This window comes from Micromonospora sp. NPDC049679 (assembly GCF_040659735.1).
GTDB lineage: Bacteria > Actinomycetota > Actinomycetes > Mycobacteriales > Micromonosporaceae > Micromonospora_I.
Genome location: NZ_JBFANZ010000099.1, coordinates 1 through 1,064, shown reverse-complemented (window position 1 = coordinate 1,064; position 1,064 = coordinate 1). Strand labels below are relative to the sequence as shown.

Here is a 1,064-nt window from a genome sequence, read left to right as displayed (position 1 = left end):
GCCGTCCTGAACAAACTTCCAGCTGTCACCCAGGATGTCCTGCTCCTCGAGTACATCCAGGCCCCAATGCGCACCAAGCAGCAGCCTCGCCTCCTCATCACTGACCGCAAACGGCGGGCCTGCCTTCTGCGCCTGTTCATAGTCGAGGGTGATCAACAGGCCGCGGCTGCCTCCCGCCAGGAGCCCGTTCAAGTGCGCGGCATACTGCTCCCGCATCAACGGCGGCAGGGCAATCAACGCCGCTCTGTCGTAAAGCGCCCGGCAATCAGCCACTGCGCCAGCATCCAGCGCGAAGAAATCCCCACACCAGAGTTCGATGGAGCCCGCCTGAAAGACCTTGAAGGCACCCCGCTGACTAATTTGTGGCGTCAGTTCCTGCTCGCTGAAAAACTCTTCAACGGCCTTTTCCGACAGTTCAACCCCCATCACCCGATGCCCGACGCTCGCCAGCCACACCAGGTCCAGGCTCTTGCCGCACAACGGCACCAGCACCTGCACCCCGTTCGCCACGCCCAGGCCGGGCCAATGGCGCAGCAGGTAAGGATTCACCTCGGGCAGATGGAAGCCCGTCTGATTGCGCGCCCAACGCTCATGCCAAAATCCAGGCTCCATAATTCACCCTAAAACTTGATCAAATAGCGCTAAAACTTATATTAGATTTAGATCAATGATCTGATTGAAGATGGTCCCATCTTAACCCTCAGGACCCGATCATGCTCCCCAGCCTGTTTATCTCCCACGGTTCACCGATGCTTGCCCTGGAACCCGGTGCCAGCGGCCCGGCACTCAAGCGCCTGGCAGCCGAGTTGCCACGCCCCAAGGCCAGTGTGGTGGTCTCGGCACACTGGGAAAGCCAGGGGTTGCTCGTGACTGGCAGCGCCGCGCCCGAGACCTGGCACGACTTCGGCGGCTTCCCGCGAGAACTGTTCGCCGTACAGTACCCGGCGCCCGGTGACCCGGCATTGGCCGCCGAGATTGTCCAATTGCTCAAGGCTGACGGCCTGGAGGCGCGGATTGATGACCAGCGCCCCTTCGACCACGGCACTTGGGTCCCGCTGTCGCTG

At 61.6% G+C, this 1,064-nt stretch carries 2 protein-coding genes; one reads left to right on the top strand and one right to left on the bottom strand.

Going from position 1 to position 1,064, the window contains the following annotated elements; all coding sequences use genetic code 11:
- Positions 1–612 (bottom strand): thiopurine S-methyltransferase (locus AB0J06_RS26400; protein ID WP_357432378.1); only part of this gene is annotated, 612 nt, incomplete at its 3' end.
- Positions 613–713: 101 nt separating this feature from the next.
- On the opposite strand from AB0J06_RS26400, the gene AB0J06_RS26395 reads away from it, so the two are divergent.
- Positions 714–1,064: class III extradiol ring-cleavage dioxygenase (locus tag AB0J06_RS26395; protein ID WP_357432376.1), on the top strand; the 351-nt coding region annotated here is incomplete at its 3' end.